This window comes from Mycobacterium basiliense, assembly GCF_900292015.1.
GTDB classification, from domain to species: Bacteria; Actinomycetota; Actinomycetes; order Mycobacteriales; family Mycobacteriaceae; genus Mycobacterium; species Mycobacterium basiliense.
Map to the genome: position 1 here is coordinate 4140740 of NZ_LR130759.1, position 25708 is coordinate 4166447.

The 25708-nt window shown below is 64.3% G+C and carries 21 protein-coding genes; 13 read left to right on the forward strand and 8 right to left on the reverse strand.

The genetic code is table 11. The annotated features are described in order from the left end of the window. The first annotated feature begins 26 nt into the window (after positions 1-26). The 4 genes from MB901379_RS17435 to MB901379_RS17450 are packed head-to-tail and all read left to right on the forward strand — an operon-like array spanning position 27 to position 5485. On the forward strand, positions 27-1004 hold the full coding sequence (locus tag MB901379_RS17435) for an ABC transporter permease (RefSeq protein WP_158017762.1): 978 nt from the start codon (positions 27-29) through the stop codon (positions 1002-1004). After that, on the forward strand, positions 1001-1900 hold the full coding sequence (locus tag MB901379_RS17440; protein ID WP_158017763.1) for an ABC transporter permease: 900 nt from the start codon (positions 1001-1003) through the stop codon (positions 1898-1900). Before MB901379_RS17435 ends, MB901379_RS17440 begins: the two co-directional genes overlap by 4 nt. Continuing rightward, positions 1897-3735: a dipeptide ABC transporter ATP-binding protein gene (locus MB901379_RS17445; RefSeq protein ID WP_158017764.1), complete on the forward strand. Its 1839-nt coding sequence runs from the start codon at positions 1897-1899 to the stop codon at positions 3733-3735. The genes MB901379_RS17440 and MB901379_RS17445 overlap by 4 nt, the downstream gene beginning before the upstream one ends. Continuing rightward, positions 3728-5485 (forward strand): ABC transporter family substrate-binding protein, encoded by a 1758-nt coding sequence (locus MB901379_RS17450; protein ID WP_158017765.1) that lies wholly within the window; start codon positions 3728-3730, stop codon positions 5483-5485. The genes MB901379_RS17445 and MB901379_RS17450 overlap by 8 nt, the downstream gene beginning before the upstream one ends. A gap of 1 nt (position 5486) precedes the next feature. Here MB901379_RS17450 and MB901379_RS17455 read toward each other — a convergent pair whose 3' ends face one another. The 6 genes from MB901379_RS17455 to MB901379_RS25350 form a co-directional block, all read right to left on the reverse strand. After that, positions 5487-6725, reverse strand: a complete 1239-nt coding sequence (locus MB901379_RS17455) for an alpha/beta fold hydrolase (RefSeq protein ID WP_158017766.1) — start codon at positions 6723-6725, stop codon at positions 5487-5489. Positions 6726-6825: 100 nt separating this feature from the next. Beyond that, positions 6826-8415, reverse strand: coding sequence for a GMC family oxidoreductase (locus MB901379_RS17460; RefSeq protein WP_158017767.1), 1590 nt, complete (start codon positions 8413-8415; stop codon positions 6826-6828). Positions 8416-8466: 51 nt separating this feature from the next. Continuing rightward, entirely contained in the window at positions 8467-11097 is a 2631-nt protein-coding gene (locus MB901379_RS17465) for an AAA family ATPase (RefSeq protein WP_158017768.1), read from the reverse strand. Next, positions 11094-12245, reverse strand: a complete 1152-nt coding sequence (locus MB901379_RS17470) for a metallophosphoesterase family protein (protein ID WP_158017769.1) — start codon at positions 12243-12245, stop codon at positions 11094-11096. The genes MB901379_RS17465 and MB901379_RS17470 overlap by 4 nt, the downstream gene beginning before the upstream one ends. A gap of 402 nt (positions 12246-12647) precedes the next feature. Further along, the gene (locus tag MB901379_RS17475; protein ID WP_408632389.1) at positions 12648-14276 is read right to left on the reverse strand and encodes a PPE family protein; all 1629 of its coding nucleotides are present in this window, start codon (positions 14274-14276) and stop codon (positions 12648-12650) included. Next, positions 14158-14706, reverse strand: a complete 549-nt coding sequence (locus MB901379_RS25350; protein ID WP_408632300.1) for a PE family protein — start codon at positions 14704-14706, stop codon at positions 14158-14160. The genes MB901379_RS17475 and MB901379_RS25350 overlap by 119 nt, the downstream gene beginning before the upstream one ends. 499 nt (positions 14707-15205) lie before the next feature. On the opposite strand from MB901379_RS25350, the gene MB901379_RS17485 reads away from it, so the two are divergent. Continuing rightward, the gene (locus MB901379_RS17485; protein ID WP_197717821.1) at positions 15206-15712 is read left to right on the forward strand and encodes a SixA phosphatase family protein; all 507 of its coding nucleotides are present in this window, start codon (positions 15206-15208) and stop codon (positions 15710-15712) included. A gap of 15 nt (positions 15713-15727) precedes the next feature. Here MB901379_RS17485 and MB901379_RS17490 read toward each other — a convergent pair whose 3' ends face one another. Both MB901379_RS17490 and MB901379_RS17495 read right to left on the reverse strand, forming a co-directional pair. Next, positions 15728-16270 (reverse strand): DUF3558 domain-containing protein, encoded by a 543-nt coding sequence (locus tag MB901379_RS17490; RefSeq protein WP_158017771.1) that lies wholly within the window; start codon positions 16268-16270, stop codon positions 15728-15730. Further along, the gene (locus tag MB901379_RS17495) at positions 16267-16824 is read right to left on the reverse strand and encodes a DUF3558 domain-containing protein (RefSeq protein WP_158017772.1); all 558 of its coding nucleotides are present in this window, start codon (positions 16822-16824) and stop codon (positions 16267-16269) included. Before MB901379_RS17495 ends, MB901379_RS17490 begins: the two co-directional genes overlap by 4 nt. A 148-nt stretch (positions 16825-16972) precedes the next feature. On the opposite strand from MB901379_RS17495, the gene MB901379_RS17500 reads away from it, so the two are divergent. The 8 genes from MB901379_RS17500 (at position 16973) to embR (ending at position 25377) form a co-directional block, all read left to right on the forward strand. After that, positions 16973-18712: an ABC transporter ATP-binding protein gene (locus MB901379_RS17500; RefSeq protein ID WP_158017773.1), complete on the forward strand. Its 1740-nt coding sequence runs from the start codon at positions 16973-16975 to the stop codon at positions 18710-18712. A 2-nt stretch (positions 18713-18714) separates the two neighbouring features. After that, positions 18715-20625, forward strand: coding sequence for an ABC transporter ATP-binding protein (locus tag MB901379_RS17505; RefSeq protein ID WP_158019272.1), 1911 nt, complete (start codon positions 18715-18717; stop codon positions 20623-20625). Between the two features lie 105 nt (positions 20626-20730). Further along, entirely contained in the window at positions 20731-21063 is a 333-nt protein-coding gene (locus tag MB901379_RS17510; protein ID WP_158017774.1) for a DUF732 domain-containing protein, read from the forward strand. A 179-nt stretch (positions 21064-21242) separates the two neighbouring features. After that, the gene (locus tag MB901379_RS17515; protein WP_158017775.1) at positions 21243-21584 is read left to right on the forward strand and encodes a DUF732 domain-containing protein; all 342 of its coding nucleotides are present in this window, start codon (positions 21243-21245) and stop codon (positions 21582-21584) included. 232 nt (positions 21585-21816) lie between these two features. Then, positions 21817-22560, forward strand: coding sequence for an LppX_LprAFG lipoprotein (locus MB901379_RS17520; RefSeq protein ID WP_158017776.1), 744 nt, complete (start codon positions 21817-21819; stop codon positions 22558-22560). A gap of 72 nt (positions 22561-22632) precedes the next feature. Further along, entirely contained in the window at positions 22633-23004 is a 372-nt protein-coding gene (locus MB901379_RS17525) for a DUF4189 domain-containing protein (protein ID WP_158017777.1), read from the forward strand. A 157-nt stretch (positions 23005-23161) separates the two neighbouring features. Then, positions 23162-23860, forward strand: coding sequence for a C39 family peptidase (locus MB901379_RS17530; RefSeq protein WP_158017778.1), 699 nt, complete (start codon positions 23162-23164; stop codon positions 23858-23860). 362 nt (positions 23861-24222) lie between these two features. Further along, positions 24223-25377: an ATPase/transcriptional regulator EmbR gene (gene embR / locus MB901379_RS17535; RefSeq protein ID WP_158017779.1), complete on the forward strand. Its 1155-nt coding sequence runs from the start codon at positions 24223-24225 to the stop codon at positions 25375-25377. The last annotated feature ends 331 nt before the right edge of the window (positions 25378-25708 follow it).

Sequence of the window (25708 nt, forward strand, 5' to 3'; positions counted from 1 at the left end):
GTCCCAATGCGGCACGGTGGGTGGGCATGACACGATTTCTGGCGCGCCGGTTGCTGAACTATCTCGTGCTATTGGCGCTGGCGTCGTTCTTGACCTACTGCCTGACGTCGCTCGCGTTCTCGCCACTGGAAAGCCTCATGCAGCGCAGCCCGCGCCCTCCACAAGCAGTCATCGATGCCAAGGCCGCCGAACTCGGATTGAACAAGCCCATACCGCTCCGTTATGCGCACTGGGTCTCGCACGCGGTTCAGGGCGACTTCGGAGTCACCATCACCGGCCAGCCGGTCTCTGCCGAACTGGGCCGCCGCATAGCAACCAGCCTGCGGTTGCTGCTGATCGGATCGGTAGTCGGCACCGCGGTAGGCGTGGCGATTGGGGCCTGGGGCGCGATCCGTCAGTACCGCCTCAGTGACCGCGTTGTCACCGTGCTGGCACTACTGGTGTTGAGCACGCCGACCTTCGTCGTGGCCAACCTGCTGATCCTGGGCGCGCTGCGAGTCAACTGGGCGGCGGGTATTCAGCTTTTCGACTACACCGGAGAGACCTCACCGGGCGTCACCGGCGGCACCTGGGCCGCCTTGGGCGACCGGTTGAAGCATTTGGTCCTGCCCTCGCTCACGCTGGCATTGGGCGCCGCCGCGGGTTACAGCCGATATCAGCGCAACGCGATGCTCGACGTTTTGGGCCAGGACTTCATTCGTACCGCCCGCGCCAAAGGACTCACCCGCCGGCGCGCGCTGATCAAACACGGGTTGCGGACCGCGTTGATACCCATGGCCACCCTGTTCGCCTACGGGGTAGCCGGACTGGTCACCGGAGCGGTGTTCGTCGAAAAGATCTTCGGCTGGCATGGGATGGGTGAATGGGCCGTCCGCGGCATCGCAACGCAGGACACCAACATTGTCGCGGCGATCACCGTGTTCTCCGGAGCCGTGGTCTTGTTGGCCGGCCTGCTCTCCGACGTCATCTATGCGGCTCTGGACCCACGGGTGCGGGTGTCATGACCAGCACCGACCAAACCGAGTCAGCGGATTTCACGTCACGGCGCGCCCTGGTGCTGCGCCGGTTCCTACGTAACTGGGCCGCGGTCGCCTCGCTGGTGGTACTGGTTCTGCTGTTCGTCGGCTGCTACACGCTGCCGTCGCTGCTGCCCTATTCCTACGACGACCTTGATTTCGACGCGTTACTGCAGCCACCCAACACACGACATTGGCTGGGCACCAATGCGCTGGGCCAAGATCTGCTCGCGCAGACACTACGGGGCATGCAGAAGTCGATGCTCATCGGTGTTTGCGTGGCGGTGATCTCCACCGGGATCGCAGCCACCGTGGGGGCAATCTCCGGGTACTTCGGCGGCTGGCGGGACCGGGCGCTGATGTGGGTGGTCGACCTGCTGCTAGTGGTCCCCAGCTTCATCCTGATCGCCATCGTCACCCCACGGACCAAGAACTCCGCCAACATTATGTTCCTGGTGCTGTTGCTGGCCGGATTTGGCTGGATGATCAGCTCGCGCATGGTCCGTGGCATGACCATGAGCCTGCGCGAGCGCGAATTCATCAGAGCAGCAAGGTATATGGGCGTTTCCTCCCGAAGGATCATCACCGCCCACGTGATACCGAACGTGGCGTCGATTCTGATCATCGACGCTGCGCTCAACGTTGCCGCGGCAATATTGGCCGAAACCGGTTTGAGCTTCCTCGGTTTCGGCATCCAACCACCGGATGTGTCGCTAGGAACCCTGATCGCTGATGGCACCCAATCCGCGACTACCTTTCCGTGGGTCTTCCTATTCCCGGCCGGCGTACTGGTGCTGATTCTGGTGTGCGCCAATCTGACCGGCGATGGCCTACGCGACGCATTGGACCCCGCTAGCCGAACGCTGCGGCGAGGCGGCCGATGAGCCCGCTGCTTCAGGTCAGCGACCTGGCCGTCACCTTTCCCACCGACCGCGATCCAGTGACCGCGGTGCGCGGCATCGGCTACCACGTCAACCCGGGCGAGGTGGTGGCGATGGTAGGCGAATCCGGTTCGGGCAAATCTGCAGCCGCAATGGCGGTGGTGGGCTTGCTGCCGCAGTACGCCGACGTCCGCGGCTCCGTCCGGCTGCACGGCACTGAACTCCTGGGGCTCGCCGACGACGCGATGTCGCGGTACCGCGGCAAGACTATCGGCACGGTATTCCAGGATCCGATGTCCGCCCTGACCCCAGTCTACACCGTTGGCGACCAGATCGCCGAAGCTATCGAAGTACACCAACCGCGGGTCGGCAACAAGGCGGCGCGCCAGCGCGCGGTGGAACTGCTTGACCTCGTCGGCATCTCCCAGCCGCAACAACGCGCCCGCGCGTTCCCGCATGAGCTTTCCGGCGGCGAGCGGCAACGAGTGGTTATTGCCATCGCCATCGCCAACGACCCCGACTTGTTGATCTGCGACGAACCCACCACAGCGCTCGACGTTACGGTCCAAGCACAGATCCTTGACGTGCTCAAGACGGCACGTGACGTCACCGGTGCCGGGGTACTCATCATCACCCACGACTTGGGTGTGGTGGCCGAATTCGCCGACCGGGCGTTGGTGATGTATGCCGGACGAGTGGTGGAGTCGGCAACGGTCAACGATCTTTACCGCGATCGTAGAATGCCCTACACCATAGGCCTTTTGGGCTCCGTCCCCAGGCTGGACGCCGCGCAGGGCACGCGGCTGGTGCCGATTCCGGGCGCACCGCCGTCGCTGGCAGGTCTCGATCCGGGTTGCCCGTTCGCACCGCGTTGCCCGTTGGTGATTGACGAATGTCGGGGCGAAGAACCGGAACTAATCGACGTGGCAGCCGATCACCGGGCGGCGTGCATCCGCACTGATCAGGTCATCGGTCGCAGCGCCGCGGACATCTACGGCGTCAACGTCGACGTCAGCGTCCGAGCACCCGGCGACTCGTCCGTTGTCGTCCAGGTGCGCGATCTGGTCAAGACCTATCGCTTAACCAAGGGCGTGTTGCTGCGCCGATCGATCGGTGAGGTTCGCGCCGTCGACGGCGTTAGCTTCGACCTAAAAAAGGGTCATACACTCGGCATTGTCGGTGAATCCGGCTCGGGCAAATCCACTACCTTGCACCAGATCCTGGAACTGACGGCGCCGCAATCAGGATCGATCGATGTGCTCGGCACCGATGTCGCGACCCTGACTCATGCGGCCCGCAGATCGCTGCGCCGCGACATTCAAGTCGTCTTCCAAGACCCGGTGGCCTCGCTGGACCCGCGGCTCCCCATCTCAGATTTGCTAGCCGAACCGCTACGAGCCAATGGATTCGGCAAGGCCGACACCAACGCCCGGATCGCCGAGCTACTTGACACCGTCGGGCTCCGGCGCATGGACGCCAGTCGCTACCCCGCCGAGTTCTCGGGCGGACAAAAACAGCGCATCGGTATCGCGCGCGCACTGGCGTTGCAACCCAAGATCTTGGCGCTTGATGAACCAGTGTCAGCGCTGGACGTTTCGATCCAGGCCGGGATCATCAACCTGCTCTTGGACCTGCAAGAGCGGTTCAAGCTATCGTATTTGTTTGTCTCCCACGATCTCTCGGTGGTCAAACATCTCGCCCACGATGTGGTCGTGATGTTTGCCGGCACCATTGTCGAACAGGGCAGCAGCGAGGAGGTATTCAGCAATCCGCAACACGAGTACACCCAGCGGCTGCTGGGCGCGGTGCCGCAACCGGATCCGGGCAAACGTGGCTAGCCGCGGTCCGCGTCGAGCCTGCGCTCATGCCGTCCAGCCTGCGTTGAGGGCGTTGTTGAGCCTCGGTTTTAGGCCTTGGGCGCAGACTCGAGCGCGGCGGGCGGCGAGTTCGCTGTTCGTCGCCACCCTGGTGTTGGCGGGATGCTCCGCAGGTACCCCGCTTCCACCCCGGCCCGGTAGCGCAACGCAGCTGGGCGCAACAAGCGACATCAACCCCCAGGACCCCGCCACGCTGCAAGATGGTGGCCACCTGCGGCTCGCGCTCAGCGACTTCCCGCCCAACTTCAACACTTTGAACATCGACGGAAATTCGGCCGAGACCGGGGCGCTGATGAAGGCCACCCTGCCGCGCGCCTTCACCATCGGGCCGGATGGCTCAACGACGGTCGACACCGACTACTTCACCAGCATCGAACTGACCGGGACCGACCCCCAAGTAATCACCTACACCATCAATCCCCAAGCTTTCTGGTCCGACGGAACCCCAATCACCTGGCGTGACATCGCCAGTCAAATCCATGCGACCAGCGGCGCTGACGCGGCATTCGAAATCGCGTCGACCAACGGAGCAGAGCGCGTCGCGTCGGTAACCCAGGGCGTCAACGACCGCCAGGCCGTGGTGACCTTCGCCAAGCCCTACGCGGAATGGCGCGGCATGTTCGCCGGCAATGGGATGTTGCTACCGGCCAGCATGACCGCCACGCCGGAGGCATTCAACAAGGGCCAGCTCCAGGGACCAGGACCCTCCGCCGGCCCGTTCATGGTGACTACACTGAACCGCAGCGCGCAGCGAATCGTGTTGACCCGCAACCCCAAATGGTGGGGCAAGAAGCCTCGCCTGGACAGCATCACCTACCTGGTCCTCGACGATGCCGCGCGATTGCCGGCGCTGCAGAACTCCACCATCGACGCGACCGGAATCGGCTCACTCGATCAACTCACCATCGCCGAACGCACCAAGGGGATCTCGATCCGCCGGGCACCGGCGCCAAGCTGGAGCCACTTCACCCTCAACGGTGCTCCCGGAGCCATCCTCGCCGACCCGGTGCTGCGCCTGGCGGTGTGCAAGGGCATCGACCGCCGAACGATTGCCAAGGTCGCGCTCTACGGCCTTACCAATGATCCCGCGCCACTGAACAATCACGTCTTCGTTGCCGGACAGGAGGGCTATCAGGACAACAGCACCCCGTACGACCCGGAGCAGGCGAAACGAGAGCTCGATGCCTTGGGCTGGAAGCTCAACGGCAAGTTCCGGGAGAAAGACGGCCGCCAGCTGGTAGTTCGCATGCTCTTTTACGACGCCCAGAGCACTCGGCAATTTGCGCAAGTCGCTCAACATAGTCTGGCCCAGATCGGGGTCAAGCTTGACCTGCAATCCCGATCAGGTAGTGGTTTTTTCAGCAATTACATCAACGTGGGCGCTTTCGATATCGCGCTGTTCGGATGGGTCGGTGACGCGTTCCCCCTGTCGTCACTCACCCAAATCTACGCCTCCGAGGGAGAAAGCAATTTCGGCAAGATCGGTAGCCCCGAGATCGACAGCGCGATTCAGCGAACGCTCGAAGAGCTCGATCCCGCCAGGGCGCGCGCGTTGGCCAATGAGGTGGACAAGCTCGTCTGGGCCGAAGGATTCAGCCTGCCGCTGACGCAGTCGCCCGGTACCGTGGCCGTGCGCAGCACGCTGGCCAACTTTGGCGCGACCGGGCTGGCTGACCTGGATTACACCGCAATCGGGTTCATGCGCAGCTGACCTAGCGCGACCGCAGCGACGGTACCGCAGGCATTGCATGCTCTGCGGCAGCCACCAAGTCGATTGTCTTCCACAGCAGGCGGATTGGCAGGCTGGCGGGCAGGGCATCCAGCGCCGGCGCCCTGTCGGCAAGCCCGGCGATCTCACTGCGACATACCGCGGCGGCGATCGCGAGCGCCGCGGGCTCCCGGAAGTCCAGGGCGCTGTGCGCCATGGTCGGAAGTTCCAGCAATAGGGCGTTGGGAATCAGCGATGCGACCCGCTCGGCGACCGCCGGCGGGGTGATGAGGTCACGGCCACCGGCTATCAGCACGGTGGGCCAACGGAATTTCGGCATTTCGGCCACCAAGTCGAACGGCTCGAATTGGAAGGCATCTGTCACGCTCAGCGTCTCACGCATTGCCACCGCGGGGTCGATCGGCAGACCGTCGGGCTCGGCGGCATAGTCGAGTTCACGAAATGCAATGCGGCCGACCAGGTCGATCTCGTAACGATACGGCACCTTACGGGTGACCACGGTGGTGGACCGGAACATCATGTGCCACAACGCCGTCCGACCCTGGAGCAATAAGTCCAGCTGGCGTTCGAGCAGCTTGGCGCCACCGTAGCCATAGACCGCGGCCGCGACCTGAGCTGCCGAAGCGGTCATCACTCCCGAGTCCACCAACCGGCGAATCTTGGGCGCCAACGAGGCGGTATCCGGAGTATCGCCCTTGAGCAGTCGTCCCCGAATCGCATCGCGCGCAAGCGCGATGTCATGGCTGGACAGCACCGGCGAGTCGAGGATCATCGACCGCACTCGGTTGGGATGGCGAACGCCCAGTCCCGCCGAAACGTAAGTGCCGTACGACGTGCCGTAGACGACGGCCGCGTCCACGTTTGCGTCGTCGAGCACCGCGGCCACGTCGTCAACCACCTGATTGATGGTGAGAGCATCTGGCGGCAGATCCGCACCGGAGTCGTCGTGGCGTGACATGCCGATGCCGCGGTGCTCGACCATGATGACGTCCAGACCGGCGGCGGCCGCGCGCCTCCGCAGCCCCTTGTACAGCCGCATCGATGCCACCCCCGGGCCGCCCGGGATGATCACGATCGGGTTCGTGGACTTGCGGCCGGTACGAACGTAGTACAGATCGAACTCATCACCGCTGCCCGGCGACACCGGCCGACGTACGGGTCGCACACCCGGCAACCCCGCCAGCTTGTCGTGCACCCGGCGCCGTTTCGCGCTCATCGTCATCGGTGTCGGCCCGCCATACGCATCATTGTGCCGAGGGCGCCGGTAGTCGGCAGCGCAACAGGTCGTAAAAGCGGCGAGAAAACGGCATTACGGCCCTCGGTTAGCGGCCGATCAGGTCCGCGGCTACCTCACCGATCAGCACCGATGGCGCATGGGTGTGCCCCCGAACCGTGCTTGGCATTACCGACGCATCGGCGATACGCAGTCCATCGACTCCGCGGACTCGCAACTGCGGATCCACCACGCTGGTATCGTCGCCGCCCATCCGGCAGGTGCCCAGCGGGTGGTACAGGGTGTGCGAACAGGTCACGAGCGCCGATTCGAGGGTTGCCTCGTTCAACTCGGTGCTGTTGAGGGGGCGGGCAATGTGCCCCAAGATGCCGCTGAGTGCGGGCGCTTGAGCGATTCGAGCGCACATTCGCAGACCGGCCATCATCGCGGCGCGATCACGGCCACCAGGGTCAGACAGATAGCGCGGATCGATGATTGGTTTGGCAACCGGGTCCGCAGACCTCAGCATGACCTGGCCGCGGCTTTCCGGTGCGACCAGGATCGGCCCGAAGACCACGCCGTGACCAGGCGGATGGGCAGGAAGTCCCTCGTCGTAGAACGGCGCCGGCGCAAAGATCAGCTCAAGGTCCGGCAGTTCCAGTTCGGGCCGGCTGCGAACAAATCCGTATGCTTCGCCGACATTGGAGGTGAGCATGCCCCGGCGGCGCAGCAGGTAGTTGATCAATTGCCTCGGCTTTTCGGCAGCGACCAAGCTGTCACCGCCGACGTCGAATCCCAGTGGCGTGACGAGATGATCCAGCAGGTTCTGACCCACTTCCGGCGCGTGATAGATGGCTTCGATGCCGTGGTCGGCGAGGTGATCACGATCTCCGATGCCGGAGAGCATCAACAACTGCGGGCTGTTGACGGCACCGCCGCAGAGCACGACCTCGCGGCGGGCTTGTACGACGAAGGGATGGCCATCCCGGTGGTATTCCACGGCGACCGCGCGATTCCGGTCGAAGACCACCCGAGTCGCGGTCGCCCCGGTGAGCACACTGAGATTCTTGCGGCGCATCGCCGGCTTCAGATACGCATCAACAACGCTATACCGGGCACCTCGCAGCTGGGTGACAATGGTTTCGCAAAAGCCCTCCGGTTCCGGGGAGTTCGGTTGGGTGGCCGCAAAGCCGCAGTCGCGGGTCGCGGCCAGCCAGGCCGCAGTCAGCGAGCGCGGACTGCGTTGACGGGAGATGTGCAGCGGACCGGTGACCCCGCTGTCATCTCCGCTGACAAAGTGCCAGGCATCGGTGACATTTTCGATCCGACGAAAGTAGGCGAGTACCTCGCCGAAGGACCATCGGGGGCCGGCTTGCCGAGCCCACTCCTCGTAGTCGGCTTCGAATCCGCGTACCCACATCATCGCGTTCATCGACGACGAGCCGCCCAGCACCTTGCCTCTGGGCCAATAAATCTCACGCCCACCGAGTTGTGGTTGCGGTTCGGTTAAGTAATCCCAGTCGATTTCACTACGAAACAGCTTGGGAAAGGCGGCCGGAATTCCAATAAACCGGTTCGTGTCGCGCGGTCCTGCCTCCAGCGCTACCACCGAGGTAGCCGGGTCCGCGCTGAGTCGATTAATCACCACCGCTCCGGCCGAGCCGGTGCCGACCACCACGTAATCACACTGAACGTCCATCACCCATCCCCTATTCGGGGTCAGTGTATGTCGCCGGGCAGCCGCCGATCATCAAACGTTGAGATCGACACGGTGCGCGCCCTTGACGCTGTCGTAGCGGTCGGGGCTGCAGGTGAGCACAATCACTTGTCCGTGACCACCCACGCTGTCAAACACTTCCCCTATCCGGGCCAACCGGTCTGGATCGGTGAATCCCAGCGCGTCATCGATCACCACGGGAACGGTGTCCTCCTTGGCTACCAGTGCCGCACCGGCGAACCGAGCAAGGATGCCGAGCTGCTCCTTGGCCCCGCCAGACAACGATTCATACGGCACGGTGACCTCGTCCAACGTGCGACTACGGATCCGCAAATCGCTGTCGATCTCGACCTCGAATGTAGACCCGAACACCGGGCGGCCGAGTCGTTGCAGCTCCGTACGGTACGGCTCGACGTAGCGCAACCGAGTGGTGTCGCGATGGCGCGTCATGACCGATCGCAGTAACTGCACTGCCCGTGCGCGGCGACCGACGCGAGCATGCTGACTGGCGGCATGCTCACGCTCGGTCTCGGCCGCGTCGAGTTTGCCGCGCCGGCCCTCGCTGCCGAATATCGATAGTTCAATGCCGACCGCACGCAGTGCGCTTACGGCATCGTCGTGGCGGTCACCCAGCGACTCCACCAACGCGGTGGCTTCTTGCAGCTCGGCGTCCACCGTTTCGGGTGCCGTGGCGGCGAGCGCTTCGGACAGCTCGGCCACCCGCCGTTCGGCGGTTTGCAGTGCCCGCAGATCCGCGTCGGCTGTTGACGCGAGCTCTTCGTCACCAACCGCCAGCCGCTCCCCGGCCAGCCGAGCGATAGCGGCATCGAGTTGGGCGCGCTCGGCTGCCAGCTTGTGCTGCAATACCGTTGCCCGCGTCGAGCTTTCGGCGAGCCGCTGACCGGCGGCGACCGCGATCCGCCGTCGAGCTTCGCACTCCGCCTCGGCGGTCGCCCGGGCCTGCTCGGCAGCTTCGAGTTCGGCGCGAGTGGCGGTGGCGTCCGTCGCCCAGAGGTCGGGCTCGAGCGGTCGACCAGCATCCAACTGCGCCAACCGTGCCCGCAACTGGTCGACCCGCTCTTCGCCGCACAGCCCGACCAGGGTGGCCGTTAGCTGGTCACGCCTGCTTTGTAGCTCACGGCGTCGCTGGTCGACCGAGCGCGCTTGCCCGAGTCCGCCGACACCCGCAGCCGATAGCAAGGCCGTTAGTTCCTGTTGTGCGGCAACGTGCTCAGTTTGGATGTCAACTGCGGTTGCCCCCTGGGTGATCCGGGCCGTGAGGACACCGGGCACCTCCACCTCGGCGGGACCGTCGGCCGTCATCGACCAGCTTTCGCCCGCTCGCAGCGATATCCGTTGGTTCCGCACAATAATCTCGATATCGTCAGTCGCGGTGAATTCCACCGACGCGGATATCAGGGCCAGTTGCGCGTCGGCTCGATCCCGGGTTGCCGCAGCGGTTTCTATTCGATGCATCAACTGTTCGGTGAGGAGCATCGCGGATAACTCTGCGCATACCAGGTCGCGGTCGCGCTCGACGTCCTCGATCTTGGTCAGCCGCACTGTCAACCGTTGGGCCTCCTCGCGGGCCGCGATTTGGTCGAGCGCGCGGCGTGCGGTCTCGACCCGGCAATGCGCATTTCTCAGCGCCCCGGTGGCATCCTCAACCGCGGCGTCACATGCCTCGGCATGTGCGCATGCCGCCGTCTGTTGGTCGGAGGCATGCTGCGCCTCAACCTGCAGGGCAGCGACAGTTGCTGCACGAGTATCGATTTCGGTGAGCAGGGCCAGCCGACCCGCCCGCCTGGCGGTCGACGCGGTACTGGTCGCCTCCGCTGCGGCAGCAATCAATCTGGCCTCATGCGCTTGGCTGGTAAGCGCGGTGATCCGCTCGGCGGCGGCCTGCACAGCGGCCAGCCGTGGACCGGCGGCGAGCCGTTGCCGCGACAACTCGGCGACCTGCTGGGTCAGCTCAGCGTGGCGACAGACCCGATCGTCGACTTCGGCCACTGCGGACACACATTCTGCGACCGCGGCGTCGGCGTCGGCCAGGCGCGAGATCGCGGCCGCCCACTCCCCCGTGGGTCGCCCCGTCGCGGTGAAGTAGCGCGCATACTCGGCATCGATCCGTTCGATGAGCATCGGTTCGCTGCCGGAGAGCCCCGCGTCTGTGCCGGAATGCTCGGCGGCCAGATCGAGTGCGCGCGACAACGCATCACAACCGGATAGATCCACCGTGGCGGTCGATGCCGCCTGCAACACCCGCTGGGCCCGCCACAGCTCGGTGTCCACCGTCTCGGCCAGCATTACCCGGACCCGCTCGTGCGCCTCGTCCCCGGTCAGCTGCTCGCGACGCGGCACCAAAATGGTCAGTTCCGTCTCGCACTTCTTGTGAAAGCGCTTGCGGTATACGAAACGGTAGGGGCCGGTACTGATTTCGGCGGTGACCTCGGAGCCGACGTCGGAATTGGTCGGCTTGACCTGCTTGACTTCCTTCTTGGTCGAACGATCTTTGGATTCCAACAACAGGTCCAGGGCCTCGATCATCGATGACTTGCCGATCTCGTTTGCGCCGCACACCACCACCACACCGCGCTCGGGAAATTCGATCTCCCGGTGAGCAATACCGCGATAATTCGTCAGAACCAGCCGGTGCAGCTTCATGCGGCACCGCGATCGGTCAGGCGCAGTAAGAGCGCCAGGGCCGCTTGGGCGTCGACAGCCGACCCGTCTCGGCCCGCGCGCGCCGTCGCTACCAGCTCGTCGACCGCCGCAGCGGCGAACCCACCGATGCCGAGGTTGGAAAATTCGCCGTCTGCGGGTATCACCGCCAAGTCCGTATGCCGCTCCCACAGGCCCAGCCAGGCAAACAACCGCGCGTATCTGTCCAGGCACGCATCCAACGTGGCGCGGTCGGTGACCGTCAACGAGCCGGTCAGCGCCAACCGGACCACGGTGCGCTCCTTGTCGGACATTAGGTCCAAATTCATGTCCAGGTCCGCGATGTCCCGGCTGGTATCGACGTGATTGTGCAATGTGACGAACCGCCAACGACCGACGCGGCGAGCCTCAACGGTCACCGGACGTCGCGGATCGCTCTCATCGATATCGACCACCAGCACATGACCCGGGTCTTGTTCCACGTCATCGAAGTTGGTCACTTCCGGCGAGCCCGAGTACCACACCCGACCGCTGTTGCCAACCTGGGTGAGTGAATGCTTATCACCAAGGGCCACATAGTGAATCACGCCGCTGTTCACTGCGTGATCGAGTTCCGTCAGCCGGATCACGGAAGGTTTGTCACGGTCGGGATCCAAGACGTCGACACCGCCGTGAGCGACAAGCACCCTCGTGACATCTGCCTGGGATAGCGGCTCCAAGACCTCACACACCAGGTCGCTGGTCGGTGCCTTGGACCGCCACGGCGCGGCGACGATCTGCAGGCCCGGCCGGACCTCGCGGACGCCGGCCCGATCGAGCACCACGACGTTGTCTGGGCATTCGGCGGTGAACAGCGCGCTGGTGTACACCGATGATGCGTCCAACGGGTCGTGGTTGCCGGGTAGCAGGAACACCGGAATGCCGATGGCGCGCATGGCTTCCAACGATTGACCGATCACCTGCGGAGCGAGTTGGTTATGTTCGAAGACATCGCCGGCCACAACGACGAATTCGGCGCCCACCTCCTTGGCCAGCGCGTTGAGGCCTGCCACCGCGTCCCGACGGGCAGCCGAATAGCGTGGTTGGGCATCGCCGGCAAGAAAGTGTCGGGTCATGCCCAGTTGCCAGTCGGCGGTGTGCAGGAATCGCATCCTGGCTTGCTCCTCCCTAAAATCGCTGGTCTGTCAGGACACCGCGAGTGTAGAGCTGGCCGCCGACAAGACGCGGGACCTTGCCCGGCAGGTTGAGCCCGGGCCGCCCGGGCCGCCTCGAATGGGACGTGCTAATCACTTGCGTCACTCTGGTTTCCAGCGCTGTCGCGCAATCGTGCTGTCGGTGGCAGCGTTGCCCGGCCCCCCAGAGGATCGCGCGGACCGGTGACTCGCGGCGTAGACCACACCGTGGCGGCCGGGCTGCTCAACCGCTGCTGCGCGGGTGGCGCCTTGGCCACCCGTGACCAGCACGGGCCACTCAAACCGACTAACAGCCCGACGAACAGGGATTTGGGCGGACCGCAACCAGACAACCATGCCCTTGTTCGGCGGGGGGAGACCCTATAGGCGGCCCAGGTTGAAAAGACCCGCTATCCCGGTGCCTATGTTGAGCAAGCCTGAGTTGTAGCCGCTGTATTGGCCGGTGGGCTCCCCCAGGATAGGTCCCGTGACGGCGGTATTGAAGAACCCCGACATTCGGCCGTTAACACCGGCGCCGGTGGCTAGGTTGGAGATGCCCGAGATGGCGTGGTTCAAACTGTTGCTGCCCCTCGCCGTGTTGAACACGCCCGACATTTCATCGCCGGTGTTTCCAATGCCCGACACGGTCGTGCCCGTGTTGTAGAAGCCCGAGCCGGTGAGGCCGGTGTCGATGGTGGATCCGATGGCGGTGTTCACGCTGCCCGAATTCCACAAGCCGGTGTTCGTGGCGCCCGAATTCCCGTTGCCCGTGTTGTAGTCGCCAGCGTTCCACCAGCCGGTGTTACCGACTCCGGCGTTCCCAGCGCCGGTGTTGTAGTAGCCGGTGTTGCCGAAGCCGGTGTTTAATACGCTCGAGTTCCCGATACCGGTGTTGAGGACGCCCGAATTTCCTAGGCCGAAGTTGCCGGCGCCCGAGTTGCCGAAACCAAAGTTGTTGTAGTAGCCGGGCAGCAGTCCCGAGTCGCTGCCCGTGTTGAAGATGCCGATGTTCCCGGTGCCCGAGTTGAAGAAGCCGATGTTGTTGCTGCCGGAGTTTCCGATACCGATGTTGTTGCTGCCCGAGTTCATCAGCCCGGCCAGGTTGATGCCTACCTGGTTGTCACCGGTGAGCCCGAACCCGACGTTGTTGTTGCCGGTGTTGCCGAAGCCGAAGTTGTTGTTGCCGCTGTTTCCGCCGCCGGTGTTGAAATTGCCGCTGTTGCCGCCACCTGTGTTTCCGTTGCCGGAGTTTCCGATACCGATGTTGTCGTTGCCGTTGTTGCCCAACCCCACGTTGTGGTTGCTCGGTTCATTGGTGCTCCCGCGGTTGCCGAAGCCGACATTGCCGGTGCCCGCGTTACCCGAGCCGATGTTTGCTCTGCCGGTGTTTCCACTGCCGATGTTGTCGTTGCCGATAGTGCCGCCGCCGACGTTTCGGTTGCCGATATTTCCGTTGCCGAGGTTGCTGAAGCCGGTGTTGCCGTTGCCCACGTTGCCGGTGCCCGTGTTGCCCAGGCCCAGGTTCGCGAACAACTCCTGCACACTTGCCGCGGGCGAGAGCTGCGCGGCGGCCGCGGACGCCTCGGCGTGATAGCCCAACATCGCGGCTACATCTTGCGCCCACATTCGCTCGTACACGCTTTCCAGGTGGAAAATCGCCGGCGCGTTGAACCCGAACCAATTCGACATCGCCAGCTGCACCAAAGAATTGCGGTTGAGCTCAACCAACACCGGCTGCACCGTGGCCGCCCGCGCGGCCTCGAACGCTCCGGTCACCGCCTGGGCCTGCGCCGCTGCTCGGGCGGCGTGCACGCACGCCGCGTCCAACCACCCCACGTATGGCGCGGCCGCCGCCGCCATCGCTTCCGACGCCGGCCCGTGCCAGGCCTGATCAACCAGCCCCGAGGCCACCGCTGCAAAGGAATCCGCCGCGATCCCCAATTCGTCCGCCAGCCCGTCCCAAGCCGCCGCGGCCGCCAACATCGGCGCGGAACCTGCGCCGGCGAACATCAGCAAAGAATTGATCTCCGGTGGCAACATCGGAAAACTCACCATGGCTGACCTCCTTCGCGTTTCGCCCGGCCGCTAGCAAGCGCGGCGAGGGCCCGGTGGCGAGCTCGAGCGTGGATGGCATCGAGCGGGTCCTGCAGGGGCGTGGCGGCAGCGGCCTCCGCACTGGCATAACACCCGGCGCCCGCGGCCAAGCCCGCACAAACCGGTCGTGAAACGTCGCCGCCTGCGCGCTCAGCGCCTGATACACCTGGCCGTAATTGGAAAACAGCGCGGAGATGGCCGCCGACACCTGATCGGCGCCCGCCGCCAGTACCTCCGTTGTCCACCCGGATGCGGCCGCGTTAGCTGCGCTGAGCGTCGATTCGATACCCGTTAAATCCGTTGCTGCCGTATCTATCATCTCCGGCGCCGCGATCACATACGACATGTTCGTCCGCTCACTGTGCCGGCACTCACCGGAGTCGCGCACTGGTAGGCGCGTTCACTCGAGGCCATCGCCGCTAGGGGCCGTAGTGCCGACATGGTGTGGTTCCTTTGTGGTGGAAGCCTCCGTGGTGGAGTAGCGAAGTACCCCGCATGCCAGCCTGGCACCGGGACTCCGGTGCGGACTCGAGTAGTCGACTACCTCATTTTTGATAGCCGCGTCATCGATTACTCACCGGGAGTGATACTTCGACGAGTCGTCTGCCGTCGCACCGACCGGCAATTCGACGGCCACGAGCAGACCAGCGGCGGCCCGACAGGCATGTGCGCGACACTGAGACTGACAAACGCTCCGCCCGGCGCGGTTCATCGTGGTGCTGGCAACCGGCAACGGGCCGGTGGGCGTCGCCACCCGTTGCCACCCGTTGGCACCCGTTGCCACCCGTTGGCACCCGTTGCCACCTCGTGTAGCCGCTCGATCGCCCCTCACTAACGTGGGGCCAATGAATGAGCAGCACCTCACCCTTGTGCTGATGCGGCACGCGAAATCGGCATACCCCGACGACGTGGCCGATCACGAGCGGCCGCTGGCACCACGAGGGATCCGGGAGGCCGGGCTGGCCGGTGACTGGCTACGCGCCAACGTGCCCACAATCGACAGCGTGCTGTGTTCGACCGCGACGCGTACTCGGGAGACCTTGACGCGCACCGGCATAGCCGCGCCAGTGCGCTATACCCAGCGACTTTACGGCGCCGGTCCCGGCACCGTGATCGAAGAGATCAACCGGGTGGCCGACGACGTCAATACCCTCCTAGTCGTCGGGCATGAACCGACGACGTCGTCCGTGGCCCTCATCCTGGCCGGTGCCAACGGCACCGAAGCTACAGCCGTGCAACGCATTTCAGAGAAGTTCCCGACATCAGGGGTCGCAGTGCTGCGCGTCCCTGGCCGCTGGGCAGACCTTGAACCCGGCGGAGCGGCGCTAGTTGCCTTCCATGTGCCGCGGTAGTCGCGACAGCTCAGCCTAGGCGTTGGTCGCCAGCGTCAGCTCCATCAGCTTGATCGCCTGCCCGCAGGCATCGATGCCGGGCGCTTGCGGGTTGACCCACCAGCCGACCACTCCCGCCGCATCGCTGGCGACACCGCATGCGCCGTTGGGATCATTAGGCCGCATCACGATCGAGTCGATGCCCTGAATCGTGCGGTTCTCGATCTGGTATTTCAAGCCCTCAGCGACCTTGCGTTCGTTGCTCAGGCTGCCCTGCTCGAACCAGAACCGGGTGATATCAACCAGACCGGCCGGGTTGGCCGCCTGCCACCGGCAGATCGCGCCGACGAACGTACTCTGAATATCCAACGGATCGGCACCCACCGTCTTCGCCAGGATATCGGTGGTCAGGACCTCACACTCCTTGAGGAGATTCGGGTACTGCCGCTCGGAGTTATCGTTGCGCGGGACACCACCCGCTCCGGCCTTAATGGCGGTGCCACCAACCGACCTTGAGCAACCCGTCAACAACGCCAGCACGGCCAGCAGTACCGCGACGCCGCGCGTCAGCCCCCTCATTTCGAGTTCGCAATCGACTGACGGGTCAGTTCTCGGGCGATGTCGCATGGCGGCGGGAACGGCTTCTGACTGAAGCTCACCGACCACTCGATGAAATCGTCCTGGAACTGGATCCCGACTTCACACAACGAGTCACCAAGACTGGGCTCGTTGCCGATAGCGATAAACCCGCTGTGGCCATCGATATTGATGTCTTCGACGCTCGCGCGCGACAGTTCCTCGGTTTTGCGTTCCCGACCGATCGGACTACCGCGGTACCAGGAGAACGAGAAGTGCGGTCCCATGATGCCGCCACCGGCCAGCCACTGGCAGCCCACCGAGTTCTTGGCGGTGTTGATCAGGCCGCTGATCTGGGTCAGTTGGGCCACCGTTTGGTCACTGACGCCGCCGCACTGCGGGAAGAAGGGTCCATGGCGCCCCTCAGAGTTGCCCGGTGTCGACGGGACCGTCGCACCCGGTGTGCTATCACCGGAATCAGAGCACCCCGCCACCACAGGACTCAAAGCCACCAAGGCCGCTGCCGTCAGAGCCAGCGTCGTCAAATTGCGCCGCACCGCTTACCTCTCCTACTGCTGGTCACAGCATGCACTGTAGCGGCCACCCCGCGGGTCAACCACCGACACGCCACCTGATCAGGGCTTTCGGCTAAACCGGTGGGCCCGGCGGCGGCGCTGAGCAGCGACGGTGTGCGACAGTTACCCAATGCTCCTGGCCCTGCTGCGCCAGTACATCCGCCCGTACCGTCGGCTGGTCGCCGCCTTGATGGTGCTGCAACTCATCAGCACCCTGGCTTCGCTGTACCTGCCGACGGTCAACGCCGCGATCATCGACGACGGCATAGCCCGAGGCGACACCCACACCATTCTCATACTGGGCCTGGTGATGCTAGGGGTCACCGGATTGCAGGTGCTGTGCGCGGTGGGGGCGCTCTACTTCGGCGCGCGGACCGGGACCGGCTTCGGCCGCGACCTACGTCGCGCCGTGTTCGAACACGTCCTCACCTTCTCCGAGCGAGAAACCGCGCAATTTGGCGCGTCGACGTTGTTGACCCGCAGCACCAACGACGTCCGCCAGATCGTGTTTCTGGTGCAGACCACCGCCACCGTGTTGGTCATCGCACCGATCATGTGCTTCGGCGGCATCGTCATGGCGATCCACCAGGAGGCCGCGCTGACGTGGCTGCTGCTAGTCAGCGTCCCGATCCTGGCGATCACCAACTACTGGATCATGACCCACATGCTGCCGCTGTTTCGCAGCATGCAAGGCCTGATCGACAACATCAACCGGGTGATGCGCGACCAGCTGTCCGGCGTCCGAGTGGTTCGTGCGTTCACCCGGGAAGACTTTGAGCAACACAGATTCGCTCGCGCGAACGCCGCGCTGTCGACTACCGCCCGCAACGCGGGAAACTGGCAGGCAATGATGCTGCCGGTAACCACTCTGACCATCAACGTGTCCAGTGTGGCGGTGATCTGGTTCGGGGGCCTGCGCATCGACCGGGGGCAGATGCAGGTTGGCTCGCTAAGCGCTTTCCTGTCGTACTTCGCGCAGATCTTGATGGCGGTGCTGATGGCAACCATGACGCTGGTGGTGCTGCCGCGAGCATCCGTGTGCGCCGAGCGGATCACCGAAGTGCTCACCACCCCCACCGCGTTGAGCAACCCGCAACACCCCGAATTACCGCCGGCCGGCGTGGTCGGCGCGGTCCGCTTGGACGGCGTGACATTCACCTATCCTGGCGCTGATTGCCCAGTGCTACAAGACATCTCGTTTACCGCGCCGCCCGGCGCCAGCACGGCGATCGTTGGCAGCACCGGTTCGGGTAAGTCGACCTTGATATCGCTGATCTGCCGGCTACGCGACGTCAGCGGCGGTGCTGTCTTCATCGACGGTATCGACGTCCGCGATTACCACACCGAACAACTGTGGGGCGCGGTTGGCCTGGTGCCGCAGCGTGGCTACCTGTTCTCCGGGACGGTCGCGGACAACCTGCGCTACGGGAAAGCCGACGCGACCGAAAAAGAGATGTGGGAGGCGCTACGCGTCGCCGCGGCCGACGATTTCGTCCGGGCTCAGGGGCTGAACATGCGAGTCGGCCAGGGCGGGATCAACTTCTCCGGTGGGCAACGTCAGCGACTGGCGATCGCCCGGGCGGTGATCCGCCGCCCCGCGATCTACCTGTTCGACGACGCGTTTTCCGCCCTCGACGTACATACTGACGCGCGGGTGCGCGCAGCATTGCGACAGGTAGCTCGGGAAGCCACAGTTATTGTTGTTACACAACGTGTTTCGACTGCATCGCAGGCCGACCAGGTGATCGTCGTCGACAACGGGAAGCTGGTCGGCGCGGGCACCCACGAATCGCTGCTGGCCGACTGTCCCACCTATGCCGAGTTCGCCACCTCGCAGTCGGTGACCGTCAACGTCGGAGGCGCTCCGTGACGATGGCGATGAACCAACGGGCACGCGGGAAGGCGCCGGGCCCGAACATGCGATCGCGCGACTTCTGGGGTTCGGCGGCCCGATTGATCAAGCGGCTGGCGCCGCAACGCCGGCTGAGTCTGGCGGTGGTCGCGCTGGGCCTCACCGGCACGGCGGTCGGCGTGGCCGTCCCACGGATCCTCGGCCACGCCACCGATCTGCTGTTCAACGGCGTCATCGGGCGAGGGCTGCCGGCCGGAATCACCAAAGCACAGGCAATCGCGGCGGCCCGGGCCCGCGGTGACAACACGTTCGCCGACTTGCTGTCCGGAACGAAAGTGGTGCCCGGCCAAGGTGTGGACTTCGGCGCTGTGGCACGCACGCTGGCGCTGGCGCTGGCGCTGTATCTCGTAGCGTCGCTCTTGCTTTGGGGGCAAGCACGACTGCTCAATATCACCGTGCAGCGCACGGTGACCACGTTGCGTTCCGATGTCGAAAACAAGTTGCACCGACTACCGCTGTCCTTTTTCGACGGACGACAGCGCGGTGAGTTGCTGAGCCGGGTCACCAACGACATCGACAACGTCCAATCGTCGCTATCGATGACGATCAGCCAGCTGGTGACCTCGATTTTGACCGTCGTGGCGGTGCTTTCGATGATGGTGTGGATCTCACCGTTGCTGGCATTGATCACGCTGCTGACGGTGCCGCTGTCGCTGCTGGTGACCCGTGCGATCACGCGTCGCTCCCAACGATTGTTCGTCGCCCACTGGACCAGCACCGGGCGTCTCAACGCCCACATCGAGGAGACCTACAGCGGGTTTACAGTGGTCAAGACCTTCGGTCACCAGGCCGCGGCGCGCGCACAGTTCCACCAGCTCAACGACGACGTCTACCAGGCCAGTTTCGGTGCTCAACTGCTCTCGGGCTTGGTGCAACCGGCGACGACGTTCATCGGCAACCTCAGCTACGTCGCGGTGGCCGTGCTGGGCGGCCTCCAGGTGGCCACCGGCCAGATCACTCTGGGCAGCATCCAGGCATTCATCCAGTACGTCCGGCAATTCAACACGCCAGTGGGCCAGGTGGCGGCGATGTACAACGCACTACAGTCCGGAGTGGCCAGCGCCGAGCGGGTGTTCGACCTGCTCGACGAGGCCGAAGAGTCGCCCGATCTCGCGCCGGTGCCGGCGCCGCCGACCGGCCTTGGCCCGCGGTTGTCCGGCCGCGTCGAGTTCCAGCACGTGACCTTTGCCTATCACCCGGGCCCCCCGGTGATCCACGACCTTTCACTGGTAGCCGAACCGGGCAGCACGGTAGCGATCGTAGGACCGACCGGAGCGGGCAAGACCACGCTGGTCAACTTGCTGATGCGGTTCTACGAAGTCGATTCCGGCCGAATCGTGGTTGACGGAGTCGATATCGCCTCGGTGAGTCGTCACGCGCTGCGCTCACGCATCGGCATGGTGCTGCAGGACACCTGGCTATTCGACGGCACGATCGCCGAGAACATCGCCTACGGGCGACCGGAGGCCAGCGACGACGAAATAGTCGACGCCGCCAAAGCCGCCTATGTGGACCGGTTTGTCCACATGCTGCCGGCCGGCTATGAAACCCGAATCAGCGGAGACGGCAGCAATATCAGCGCCGGCGAGAAGCAGCTGATCACCATCGCCCGCGCATTTTTGGCCCGCCCCCACCTGTTGATCCTGGACGAGGCCACCAGCTCGGTGGACACCCGCACCGAGCTACTCATTGCCCGGGCGACGCACGAACTGCGGCGGGACCGCACGAGTTTCATTATTGCCCACCGCCTTTCGACGATTCGCGATGCCGACCGCATTCTGGTTGTGCAAGCCGGCAAGATCGTCGAGCAGGGCGATCACGCCGAACTGCTGTCCCGCCGGGGTGCCTACTACGCGATGACTCGGGCCTGAACGGGCGCCGCATAGTTATCAAGAAGTTATGGAGAATCCCGCAAGGGGCCGATCCGATGCTGGGGCCAGTCAGCCTGCACTATCACCCAGCAAAGGACCTCAGCAATGCTCTCAGCACGCATCCGCGCAACCATCACCACCGCACTCGGCGCCGCCGCGGTCGGGCTTGCCGTCGCCACCGCCGGCTCCGCCGCCGCCAGTACGTCCGACCAGGATTTCATCTCGCAGATGGAGTCGATCGGCGTCAGTTTCACCACACCTGAGGCGGGCGTCCAGGACGGCCACCAGGTCTGCACGGAGTTGGCGGCCGGGAAGACCGGAACCGAAATCGCCAACGAAATCCTGAGCCAGACCAACCTGACCTCCAAGCAGGCGGCCTACCTGGTCGTCTACGCAACCAAGGACTACTGCCCGCAATACGCCAGCCAGCTGACCTGACCAACCAACCCAGGTGGTGCGGGGATCCCGGGACCGGGGTCCCCGCATCCTCGTTGTGTGCTGACTCTGGCCAAGAGCTTTTGCCAAGAAGTTTTGCCAAGAAAACGTTGAGAATCCGCCAAGGGGCCGGCCCGAAGCTGAATTCAACAAGGGAAACCACAGGCAAAGGATCCAGACAAATGTTCTCAGCGTTCTCACCCCGCCTCACCGCAACCGTCATCACCGCCCTCGGCGCCGGCGCTATCGGCCTTGCAGTTGCCACCTCCGGCACCGCCAGCGCCGGCACCGCCGACGAGGCATTCATCGCCCAGATGAAGGCGGTCGGCGTCACCTTCTCCTCGCCCACTTCGGCCGCTCGGCAAGGCCACCAGGTCTGCCAGGAATTGGCCAGCGGCAAGAGCGGGACCGACGTCGCCGAGGAGATTCTTAGCCAGACGAACCTGACCACCAAGCAGGCGGCCTACTTCGTCGTCGACGCGACCAAGGCCTACTGCCCGCAGTACGCCACCCAGCTCACCTAGGCACCCACCGAGCGTGCGGGGATCCCGACCACGGGATCCCCGCATCCGCGTTTTCGACCGTATAGCTAAGCCCGATAACAGGATTGGCGACTCTGTCGGAAGACGCGGGCTATCGGCGGGTAACCCCGGTACCGCGTGCTCGGCCCTTCGCCCCCGATTTGCGGCTGTTGACTCTGCCGCTCGGGGATTGCTAAGCAGGAGACAGCTGTGGGTCAACATAAGGAGATTCCCGATGAAGCTTCCGCCTCGGACAGTTGTCGCCGCGACCGTCGCCGCATTTGCTGTCGTGCTCGCCGTCGGCGCCTGCTCGAGCAACGGCGGTTCCGGCGCCAACAACAAGGCATCTGGCACCACGGCGACCGCACCCAACGCCGAAGCAGCCACGATTCTCAAGCAGGCCGCCGATGCCATGCGCAAGGTCACCGGAATGCATGTCAACCTCGAGGTAGAGGGCAATGTGCCGAACCTACGTGTGACCAAGCTCGAGGGCGACATCTCCAACACACCGCAGACCGTCGCTACCGGTAGCGCAACGATGCTGGTGGGCAAGAACAAACAAGATGCAAAGTTTGTCTACGTCGACGGCCATCTGTATTCCGACCTGGGACAGCCTGGTAAGTTCACCGATTTCGGCGACGGCGCCTCTATCTACAACGTGTCGGTGCTGCTGGATCCCAACAAGGGTTTGGCCAACCTATTGGCCAACCTTAAGGACGCCGAGATAGCCGGTACCGAGCAGGTGAACGGCATCGCCACCACCAAGATCACCGGAAATTCATCTGCCGACGACATCGCCACACTTGCCGGCACCAGGTTGACCGCCGAGGACGTTAACGCGGTGCCCACCACCGCCTGGATCGCTTCGGACGGGTCCTCTCACCTCGTCCAGATTCAGATCGTCCCCACCACCAACACCTCGGTGACACTGACGATGTCCGGTTGGGGCAAGCAGGTCACGGCTACCAAACCGGTCTAGCAATTGGTCGCAGACGCGGTTCATCGCACAGCTGTACAAACCCGGACCGCCGGCACTCGGAAAGGACTCTCCATGACGACGACGATCACCCGTCGGCGGCAGTTAGCGGTGGCCGTCGCCAGTGCGGCTGCCGCCATCGCGATGACCGTGGCAGCTGCGCCTGCCGCAGACGCCGCCGAAGACTACGGCGCGATTGCCTACTCCGGCAACGGTTCGTGGGGACGAGCTTCGCACTACCCGACCCGGGCAGCCGCCGAAGCCACCGCGGTCAAGTTGTGTGGGTATAGCGACTGCAAGGTACTCACCAGCTTCACCGACTGCGGAGCCGTCGCCGCCAACGGCAAGGCGTACCAAGGCGGCATCGGGGCCACCCTGAGCGAGGCCATGAAAGATGCCTTGACCAAGCTCGGCGGCGGCTACATCGACACCTGGGCCTGCAACTGAACCCTGGTGCTGAGCGGGCTGATCACCGCGTGCCCAAATCCCTGGTCAGCCGGCCGCCAGGTCACTTCAAGAATTCGTAGAGATAACAAAAAGGCCAACATCAGAACCTTTTCTCAACGCCCGCTCCGCAGCCGCGGAACTGAGAAAAGGACAGACGATGAAGACCACCAAGATCTCCACCGCCATCAAGACCGCCATCTTCGGCCTGGCCGCCACCGCGGTCGCCCTGGGCCTAGCCAGCCCGGCCGCGGCGGCGTCCGGCACGATGTACGGCGACCCGGTAGCGGCCGCCAAATACTGGCGCCTACAGAAGTATGACGACTGCGTCCTGATGTCCAGCGCCGACGTGGTCGGCCAGGTGACCGGCAAGGAACCGTCCGAGCGGGCCATCATCAAAGTGGCCCAATCAACCCCCAGCGTCGTGCACCCCGGCTCGATCTACACCAAGCCGGCGGACACCACGAACCCGAATTCGGGCATGGGCACCAGCATGGCCGACATTCCTGCGCTCCTGGAGCACTACGGCGTCAAGGTGGTTCTCACCGACCTGGACAACGCCCCGACCTCTGGAGTACTCACCGGGATGGACGCCCTAGAGCAGAATCTGGCCAGCGGCCGTGCGGTGATCGTCAGCCTCAACGCCGAAATGATCTGGGGGCAACCGATCGAGACCAAGGACGACGACGGCAACCCGGTGTCGGACCACGCGGTGGTCGTGACCGGTGTCGACACCGCCAATGGCGTGGTGCACCTCAACGACAGCGGCAGCGAAGAAGGCCGCGACGAGCAGATCCCGATGGCGCTCTTCATGCAGGCGTGGGCCACCAGCCGCGACTTCATGGCCGTCACGACCTAGCCGCATGATTCGATGTCACCTTCCGATGGCGGGCGTCCGCCCGGTGCACCACACCGGGTCGGCCGCCCGCCATTGGCGTGTGTCGGATTGGTGATCCTCTTGATAGCACCAGCATTTCGGCCGATCCGGACGGACTCACCGAGGGCATCGTCGGCGACCAGGAGCCCGGTGGGACCACCGGTGGGCAGTCGCAGCTATCGAGTGCGACCCACATCGCCGACGTGTCGGGAGCCTCGGTTCGCACCGCGACGGCGAAGTTCGTACCAGAATGACCGGTAATGGCACCCCATTGGCACCGCAGCAGATAAGAGCATATGACGGGCATATGACGCCACGGAAAAGCCGGAAGGGCTGGTAAAGCGATGGTCGACAAGCGTCTCGAATTCGGTCTGCTGGGACCGTTGGAGATGAGTATCGACGGCGACCTGGTGTCGTTGGGCACGCCGAAACAGCGGGCGGTGCTGGCCATGCTGGTGATAAACCGAAACCGGCCGGTCGGGGTGGACGCGCTGATCACCGCCCTATGGGAGGACTGGCCGCCGGCGGGGGCACGAGCCAGCATTCACTCCTACGTATCCAATCTGCGCAAGCTCCTGGGCGGCGCCGGGGTCGACCCTCGGGCTGTGCTGGCGGCAGCGCCGCCTGGCTACCGACTCAGCATCCCCGACAACACGTGCGATCTCGGGCGGTTCATTGCAGAGAAAACCGCCGGGGTACATGCGGCCGCAGCCGGTCGATTCGAGGAAGCCAGCCGGCATCTGTCAGCGGCGCTGCGGGAATGGCGCGGACCGGTGCTCGATGATCTGCGCGATTTCCAGTTTGTCGATGCGTTTGCCACGGCCCTGGTCGAAGACAAGATCCTGGCCCACACCGCCAAGGCGGAGGCCGAAATCGCGTGCGGCCGTGCCGCCGCGGTGATCACCGAACTGGAAACCCTCACCGTCGAGCATCCCTACCGGGAACCGCTGTGGGCACAACTGATCACCGCCTACTACCTCACCGACCGACAGTCAGACGCGTTGGGCGCGTATCGCCGGGTGAAAACAACTCTCGCCGAAGACCTTGGCATCGATCCGGGCCCGACACTGCGCGCCCTCAATGACCGCATCCTGCGCCAAGAACCCCTGGACGCCAAGATGAACGCCCAGTCCACGGCCGTCGGAACCATCACGGTGCTGGATCAACGCACCATGGTCTCCGGCCAGCAAGCCGTGGCCTTCCTGCATGACGTCGCCTCCGGCCATGACTACCCGCTGCGCACCGCAGCAACCCGAATTGGCCGGCTGAGTGACAACGACATCGTCCTGGAAAGCGCAAACGTCAGCCGCCACCATGCCGTCATCATCGACACCGGAACCAACTTCATCATCAACGACCTTCGATCATCCAACGGTGTACACGTGCAGCACCAACGCATCCGCGCCGCAGCCACCCTCAACGATGGTGACCAGGTCCGCATCTGCGACCACGAATTCACCTTTCAGATCACTGCCCGCCCGGAACGCGGACCTCGGTAAAGTATCAACGAGCGCCTGAACATATTGTGCGGCAACACTTTTCGCCTGAACTAGCGCAATTACCCTTCGCCACAGAGCCTTTCGCTCGACGTTGACGACCCGGCACCGACGCATGCGTGGCCCGCCGGCATGACCCGAGCGCCCGCACCACCGGGTCCGCAGTACCGAAGTCGACGTAGCCGACCGGCGTGTATTGCCCCAATGATGTAGCCATTTTCGTGCGGTGGGGCTGGCGAGGGCCTACCGTCATGACTACCGTCAACGTTGCTGGGCCGGTGGTTGCGCTCGGTGCGACACCTCGAGCCTGTTGATAGGGTCGGCAGAATCCCGA

Excerpts from the sequence above, each read along its gene's own strand:
- MB901379_RS17435 (WP_158017762.1), top strand. The coding sequence starts at position 27 with ATGACACGATTTCTGGCGCGCCGGTTGCTGAACTATCTCGTGCTATTG.
- MB901379_RS17440 (WP_158017763.1), top strand. The coding sequence starts at position 1,001 with ATGACCAGCACCGACCAAACCGAGTCAGCGGATTTCACGTCACGGCGC.
- MB901379_RS17445 (WP_158017764.1), top strand. The coding sequence starts at position 1,897 with ATGAGCCCGCTGCTTCAGGTCAGCGACCTGGCCGTCACCTTTCCCACC.
- MB901379_RS17455 (WP_158017766.1), bottom strand. The coding sequence starts at position 6,725 with ATGACGATGAGCGCGAAACGGCGCCGGGTGCACGACAAGCTGGCGGGG.
- MB901379_RS17460 (WP_158017767.1), bottom strand. The coding sequence starts at position 8,415 with ATGGACGTTCAGTGTGATTACGTGGTGGTCGGCACCGGCTCGGCCGGA.
- MB901379_RS17465 (WP_158017768.1), bottom strand. The coding sequence starts at position 11,097 with ATGAAGCTGCACCGGCTGGTTCTGACGAATTATCGCGGTATTGCTCAC.
- MB901379_RS17470 (WP_158017769.1), bottom strand. The coding sequence starts at position 12,245 with ATGCGATTCCTGCACACCGCCGACTGGCAACTGGGCATGACCCGACAC.
- MB901379_RS17475 (WP_408632389.1), bottom strand. The coding sequence starts at position 14,276 with ATGTTCGCCGGCGCAGGTTCCGCGCCGATGTTGGCGGCCGCGGCGGCT.
- MB901379_RS25350 (WP_408632300.1), bottom strand. The coding sequence starts at position 14,706 with ATGTCGTATGTGATCGCGGCGCCGGAGATGATAGATACGGCAGCAACG.
- MB901379_RS17485 (WP_197717821.1), top strand. The coding sequence starts at position 15,206 with ATGAATGAGCAGCACCTCACCCTTGTGCTGATGCGGCACGCGAAATCG.
- MB901379_RS17490 (WP_158017771.1), bottom strand. The coding sequence starts at position 16,270 with ATGAGGGGGCTGACGCGCGGCGTCGCGGTACTGCTGGCCGTGCTGGCG.
- MB901379_RS17500 (WP_158017773.1), top strand. The coding sequence starts at position 16,973 with ATGCTCCTGGCCCTGCTGCGCCAGTACATCCGCCCGTACCGTCGGCTG.
- MB901379_RS17505 (WP_158019272.1), top strand. The coding sequence starts at position 18,715 with ATGGCGATGAACCAACGGGCACGCGGGAAGGCGCCGGGCCCGAACATG.
- MB901379_RS17510 (WP_158017774.1), top strand. The coding sequence starts at position 20,731 with ATGCTCTCAGCACGCATCCGCGCAACCATCACCACCGCACTCGGCGCC.
- MB901379_RS17515 (WP_158017775.1), top strand. The coding sequence starts at position 21,243 with ATGTTCTCAGCGTTCTCACCCCGCCTCACCGCAACCGTCATCACCGCC.
- MB901379_RS17520 (WP_158017776.1), top strand. The coding sequence starts at position 21,817 with ATGAAGCTTCCGCCTCGGACAGTTGTCGCCGCGACCGTCGCCGCATTT.
- MB901379_RS17525 (WP_158017777.1), top strand. The coding sequence starts at position 22,633 with ATGACGACGACGATCACCCGTCGGCGGCAGTTAGCGGTGGCCGTCGCC.
- MB901379_RS17530 (WP_158017778.1), top strand. The coding sequence starts at position 23,162 with ATGAAGACCACCAAGATCTCCACCGCCATCAAGACCGCCATCTTCGGC.
- embR (WP_158017779.1), top strand. The coding sequence starts at position 24,223 with ATGGTCGACAAGCGTCTCGAATTCGGTCTGCTGGGACCGTTGGAGATG.